Genomic DNA, 7,028 nt, shown 5'->3' with positions numbered 1-7,028 from the left:
CGTCACATCCTGGGGCTGGAGAAGGTCCCAAGGGTTCGGCTGTTCGCCGATTAAAGTGGCACGCGAGCTGGGTTCAGAACGTCGTGAGACAGTTCGGTCTCTATCTACTGTGGGCGTTAGAAATTTGAGTGGATAAGTCGGATCGTAGCCATGTCGTTCTGTGGGCCAAGGAGTTGGTAAGACCCATTGTCTTCCTAAGACCGCTTGGCCTCCGACTTGGCTGGAGAAGGTCCCAAGGGTTCGGCTGTTCGCCGATTAAAGTGGCACGCGAGCTGGGTTCAGAACGTCGCGAGACAGTTCGGTCCCTATCTGTTGTGGGCGTAGGAAGTTTGAGTGGGGCTGTCCTTAGTACGAGAGGACCGGGATGGACAAACCTCTAGTGAATCTGTTATGGCGCCAGCTGTACTGCAGAGTAGCTACGTTTGGAATAGATAAGCGCTGAAAGCATCTAAGTGCGAAACTAGCCACAAGATGAGACTTCCATATAGGGTCGTGAGAGACTATCACGTTGATAGGCTACAGGTGTAAAGGTGGTAACATCACAGCCGAGTAGTACTAATTACCCGAATCTTTCTCATAGCAGAAACTCTGTATGTTGACTGTGTATTCAAAGACTTCTTTCAATAGTGTTAAAAGTTTAGAAGAACAGTTAGATTGGTAGCGATACCATTCTAACGAATTCTTTGAAAACTTAATGATATTAAACGCTGCATCAAAGCTAACAAGCCGGTGCAGGCAGTTTACACCTTATTCAGGTGCCTATATCGGCGGTGTCCACCTCTTCCCATTCCGAACAGAGAAGTTAAGCCCGCCAGAGCCGATGGTACTGCAGTAACATGTGGGAGAGTAGGTCGGTGCCCAATTTTATAATCAGCCCGGTAGTTTCAGTACTACTGGGCTTTTTTGTGCGTTATGCTTTTGCTATATTCGTAAGCTATGCCTTATAAGTGGGGCAGCTCACATACACACACTAAACACACTAACTCAGAAAGGAATATTCTCGGATGAATATATTGAATAAAGTACTCTTGTTTTTGGCATTCCTGCCGTTCGCTTCTATCGCACAAAAATCTGCAGAACCTAAGCCGAACTGGTTTAACCTTGATCTCGTTGAGGATGGCGTTTTTGGAGTCAGTACCGAAAAAGCATATAAAGAATTATTGAGTGGAAAAAAGGGCGTTCCTGTTGTGGTCGCGGTAATTGACGGAGGAATACAACAGGATCATGAGGATCTTAAAGACGTAATGTATGTAAATCCTAATGAAGTTAATGCTAATAAGAAAGATGACGATAATAATGGATATGCAGACGATATCCATGGGTGGAATTTTATAGGTTCACCCGAAGGAAATGTGCGATATGACAATCTGGAGGTTCTGAGAATGGTTCGTAAATACCAGGATCGATATGCTTCTGTAGTAAACTCTACACCTCTTGATAAAGAAGAAAGGGCAGAATTTAATCTTTACAAGAGGCTCGTGACGGAGTACATGGGTAAGTTAGAGAACGCTCGCTATGGGTATGAGCAGATGTCTTTGCTCTCTAAGCATGTATCGGCTATCGTGGCGAAAATTGATAAGAAGAAACCCACGCTGAAGGATTTCGACAATTATAAAGCTCAGAACGAGTTTGAATCCAAGGCCCTAAGGGCAATAAGATCTTCATTGAAGAAGGAACCGGACTATGACAAGTTTAAGGAAGAGCTCGATGAGACGCTGCACTACTACCACAGCCAGGTGAATTATCATCTGAATATGGATTATGACCCCCGCGATTCTGTTAAGGATGACTATTCAAACGGGTGGCAACGCCATTATGGAAATGCAGATATACAGGGACCAGATGCTGATCATGGAACCCATGTTGCCGGGATTATCGGTGCTGATCGCACGAACGGTAAAGGCATTAAGGGTGTAGCGGATAACGTGCGGATCCTTGGTATCCGGGCCGTTCCTGATGGTGATGAGCGGGATAAGGATGTTGCAAACGCTATCTTCTATGCTGTTGATAATGGGGCGAAGGTTATCAACATGAGTTTCGGAAAATCTTTTTCGTGGGACAAGAAGTTGGTTGATAGTGCAGTCAGGTACGCTGCATCTAAAGATGTTCTGTTAGTGCATGCAGCGGGTAATGACGGAAAAAATACGGATTACAGCAACAATTTCCCTACTGCGATATTTGCAGACGACAGGGATCCGAACATGTGGCATGCTCCCCGTCCGGTCATTGCCGCATTACAGCAGGCAGGTCCCGGGACAATTCCCGGAAATGGAATGAGGTCCAGAACTCCTGTTAGGATCGGAAGGGATACAACCAAGCTAGGTCTTCCAAAGGCGGAGAACTGGATAGAGGTAGGGGCCTCCGGATGGAAGAATGATGGTAATCTTGTGGCCGAGTTCTCCAACTATGGTAAGCGTACCGTAGATGTATTCGCCCCCGGAGTTAAAATAAACTCCACGATGCCGGGTTCGAAGTATAAATCCAATAATGGTACCAGTATGGCTTCGCCCGTAGTTGCGGGTGTTGCAGCCCTTATTCGTTCCTATTATCCATCATTGACAGCTGTTGAAGTTAAAGATATCATTATGAGGTCAGTTGTAAAGGTTGACCATAAGATTAAAGTTGTTGATGTGGAAGGAAGTAAACGCGTACCGCTTTCTGAGCTCTGCGTGTCAGGTGGCGTTGTAAATGCTTATAATGCTATCCAGCTGGCAGAGAAGCTTCAGCGTAAATAATTTCGGGAATTATTTTTACCTTTGCAGCGCATTTAACGCTGTTTGCAGCAGTATCGGTGAATCTATGACACAATATCAAACATTACTTTATTATTGCTATACTACGATAGCGAACGCAGAGCAGTTTGCTGAAGACCATCTTCGCTATTGCAAATCTCTTAATCTTGTAGGCCGGATCATCGTTGCCGACGAGGGACTTAATGGCACGGTTTCGGGTACAAAGGAATCGTGTGAAGCCTACATGTTTCATGTTGAATCGAATCCGATATTTAAAGGGATTGAGTTCAAAGTTGACGACGTAGCAGAACCTTCGTTTATTAAAATGCACTGCCGATACAAGTCGGAGATAGTCCATTCAGGACTTCGTGACCCTCAGATCATCAATCCTCAGGAGAAGACGGGAATACATCTCGAGCCTAAAGAATTCATGGAGATGAAGGATAGGGATGATGTAGTTGTGCTCGACGTGCGTTCTAACTATGAGCATTCCTTAGGGAAGTTCAAGAATGCGGTGACTCTTGACATCGATAACTTCCGTGATTTCCCTGCGATGATTAATGAACTGGCGAAATATAAGGATAAGAAGATCCTGACGTACTGCACAGGGGGCATCAAATGCGAAAAGGCTTCTGCGCTATTATTGCATGAAGGCTTTCCTGAAGTTTATCAGCTCCATGGTGGTATTATTAAATATGGTAAAGAAGCAGGGGGGAAGGACTTCGAAGGCAAGTGTTATGTATTTGACGGTCGGGTCGCTGTTGATGTAAATAAGGTTAATCCGGTTGTTATTTCTAAGTGCTATAACTGCGGAAAGACAACGGCTAAGATGATCAATTGTGCAAATCCAGAATGTAATGAGCACTTTACGCAGTGTGATGACTGCGGCTGGGAGCTTGATGGCTGTTGTTCTGAACCTTGTAAGGAACATCCGCGTAAGCGAAAATATGACGGCACCGGGTATTATGTGAAAGTGCCGATGCAGGTTAATCTGAATAAAAGAAAAGGCGGGGAGCCTGTTCCTGAACTTCAGTTTTAATATATTATTAAAGTCCGGCCCAATAAGCCGGACTTTTTGATTTTAGGCATTCACTGCTTTTTCCAGCAATTGTATCCCGGTTGTTCGGGTGTTATCAGGCTATATTATCTGTGTTAGCAGCTCCCTGTTCGATAGTTTATTTTTTCTCTTCTTGATGGCACAAAATGCAAGCAGTTTTGTTATTCAATTAACTGATAAACCGCTCATTAACCTACCAAACTATGAGAAAATTATTTACAAGTCTGGCAGCTTGCGTTCTGACAGTCCTTTTGCTTACCGGAGAAGTTTTTTCACAAAATATAGTTGTGAGAGGCAGGGTCACAGATGCTGCCAATGGTGAAACATTAATAGGTGTAAGTATCAAGGTCAAAGGAGGAACCCAAGGTACATCCACAGACGCAAATGGTGCATTTACCATAAACGTCGCACCTACCGCCACCCTGGTCTTTACATACATCGGCTTTGAGCCTGTCGAAGTTCCGGTCAACAATCAGACTAACCTTAACGTGGTGATGAAAACCTCCGCCTCTGCATTGGAAGAGGTAGTGGTCGTCGGTTACGGTACACAGAGGAAAAGCGACGTGACAGGATCTGTTGCAAGGGTGAAAGGAGCAGATATCGCCAGTCAGCCAGTTTTAGCGGCAACGCAAGCAATTCAAGGACGTGTGGCCGGTGTCCAGATCATTAGTTCCGGAGATCCTAATGCCCTACCCACTGTCAGGATACGTGGTACAGGAACGATGAAAGGGGGTGCTAACCCGCTATACGTGGTCGATGGAATTATCACCGAGGATATCAGGAACATCAATAACGCTGATATCGTTTCTATGGATATCCTTAAGGATGCCTCCGCTACGGCTATATACGGCATGCGTGCAGCGAACGGTGTGTTATTGATTACCACCAAAAAAGGTAAGACCGGTAAGATGGTGATTTCTTATGATGCTCACACGGGTGTAAAAGAGGCTGCAAACCTCGTTGATATGGCGGGACCCGCTCAGTATGCTGGCTATCTGAATGAAGCGAATATCTATTATGGCAGTGGCGATGAGCTGATTACTGCTGATCAAATTACTAACGGTGCTAATACGGACTGGTATGATGCAATTCTAAAGAAGGGTTTTCAACAAAATCATAACCTGTCACTCTCAGGAGGTTCGGAGGACCTGACGTATTTTTTCAGCGCGGGTTATCTTTCTGATGCTGGAATTATTGAGACGAATAACTTTAACAGATTTACTCTTCGATCTAACAATGAATATAACGCTACGAAATGGTTGAAGCTATCCTCTCTGATATCGTTTAGCCGCTTGAATAACCGAGGGGTGGATCTGGGAGCGTTCAACGTGGCCTATCGTGCTGCGCCATATATACCTGCAAAAGTAGATGGTTTATACGGCAATACGTCATTATCCAATAATGTTGGGAACCCGTTGCTCAGTTTGGAAAAGACCGATAATCGTACTCTCGGTAATCGTCTGCAGGGATCATTTGCTATTGATGTGAAGCCGGTGTCATGGTTGAGCCTTCGGTCAAGCTTTGGGGTAGATCTTGATTTTTTAAGAAGTACCAACTATGGCTACCAGTTTGATAATGTGGGGCCGAACAGCGTGTTCATCACACAGGGAGGTAATCAACTTCGTGATAAGAGTGACCTTACCGCAATCAGTAATAATGCTACGAAATGGGTTTGGGACAATACAGCCACTTTTAATAAAATTTTTGATAAGCATAGTGTAAACTTTCTGGTTGGTGTAACTTCTGAATACTACCGTTTTAATGGTTTGGAAGGCAAGCGCGTTAATGTTCCTGCCGATCCTGACCAGTGGTATCTGGGTGCCGGTTCAACCACTGGTGCAACCAATAATAATACTGGTGATAAATGGGCAAGGAATTCGTACATCAGTCGTTTGAATTACGCTTATGATAACCGTTATCTCTTAACCGCTACTTTCAGGGCGGATGGCACGTCAAGATTCCCTTCTGCAAACAGATGGGGTTATTTTCCATCAGTAGGCTTAGGCTGGAATATTGCGGAGGAAGATTTTATGAAAGGGCAGAAGACGCTTACCACGTTTAAAATCAGGGGAAGCTGGGGTAAGGTTGGAAATGACCAGATCAATACCAATGTGTATTTTCCCATTGCTGAAATCAACCTTCCATACTTCTATGAGGGCGTAGAATACTCGGGTATAGCGTTCAATCAATTGCCTGACCGGAATGTAAAGTGGGAAACTACAGAAGAATTTGATCTAGGTCTCGACTACGGTTTCATTGATAACCGACTGACCGGCGAAATCGACTACTATCATAAGAAAACCACCGATGCTCTGATAGACATCAGGATTCCGGCTATTCTAGGAGATGCTGACGCTTTGTATACTACGAATGCGGCAACTTTTACCAATAAAGGGCTGGAGTTTGGAATACATTGGACAGATAAAATCAATGATAACTGGAGTTACAATATTGGTGGAAACGTTGCTTATAATAAAAATGAAATTACTGGTCTTAACGGCGGACAGGCACTTGTGGAGGGAAATATTGGCGGAAACCAGGGGAATGTGACCCGATCCGACAATGGCCAGCCTATTGGTAGTTTCTACATTTACGAAGCAGACGGGATTTTCCAGAACGCTGAGGAAATAGCTGCCTCCGCACAGAAGGACGCGCGTCCGGGCGATTTAATATACAAGGATTTGGGAGGCCCAGATGGTACTCCAGATGGAGTCATTAATGAGTTCGACAGAACTTATGTAGGATCGTATCAACCCAAGTATACGTTCGGTATCAACGGCAGTTTAACTTATAAGTCTTTTGATTTGAGTATCAATACCTATGGAACAGCCGGAGGAAAGATATACAACGGGAAGAAGGCATCACGTTTAGACCAGCGAGACAACCTTGAAGCAGCTGTTGTAAAGAACCGTTGGACTCCCGATAGGCCTGGAAATACTGACCCACGTGCTAACCTTGCGCAGTTACCCGCCTCTACGTACTTTCTTGAAAAAGGAGACTTCTTCCGAATAAACAATCTAACTATTGGTTACGCTATACCCAAGGAAAAACTTTCCAGATTTTTTATAGAAAGACTCAGGGTTTTCGTTGCTGCTCAGAATTTGGCTACAATCACAGGTTATAGCGGGTTTACGCCTGAAATCATCAGCGGAAACCCGCTCAACGCGGGGATAGAATCCAATATATATCCAACCACCCGCACGTTTACTTTTGGCGTCAACATAGGCTTGTAATCTTAA

The 7,028-nt window shown here is 44.6% G+C and carries 3 protein-coding genes and 2 rRNA genes; all 5 read left to right on the top strand.

Annotated elements, in window-relative coordinates:
• Positions 1 to 579 (top strand): 23S ribosomal RNA (locus ACKI5J_RS00505); the annotation flags it as partial.
• A gap of 172 nt (positions 580 to 751) precedes the next feature.
• A 5S ribosomal RNA gene (rrf, locus tag ACKI5J_RS00500) occupies positions 752 to 863 on the top strand.
• A 141-nt stretch (positions 864 to 1,004) separates the two neighbouring features.
• Positions 1,005 to 2,735 carry a S8 family peptidase gene (locus ACKI5J_RS00495; protein ID WP_407425410.1) on the top strand — a complete coding sequence of 577 codons (1,731 nt, stop codon included), beginning with the start codon at positions 1,005 to 1,007 and terminating at the stop codon, positions 2,733 to 2,735.
• A gap of 64 nt (positions 2,736 to 2,799) precedes the next feature.
• Entirely contained in the window at positions 2,800 to 3,771 is a 972-nt protein-coding gene (locus ACKI5J_RS00490) for a rhodanese-related sulfurtransferase (protein WP_407425408.1), read from the top strand.
• A gap of 221 nt (positions 3,772 to 3,992) precedes the next feature.
• A complete protein-coding gene (locus tag ACKI5J_RS00485) occupies positions 3,993 to 7,022 on the top strand; it encodes a SusC/RagA family TonB-linked outer membrane protein (RefSeq protein WP_407425406.1) in 3,030 nt (1,009 codons plus the stop codon).
• The last annotated feature ends 6 nt before the right edge of the window (positions 7,023 to 7,028 follow it).

The organism is Arcticibacter sp. (assembly GCF_045629565.1).
Taxonomy (GTDB): domain Bacteria; phylum Bacteroidota; class Bacteroidia; order Sphingobacteriales; family Sphingobacteriaceae; genus Arcticibacter.
Note: the sequence above shows the minus strand (reverse complement) of the source record. Positions and strands in the feature narration are given on the sequence as shown.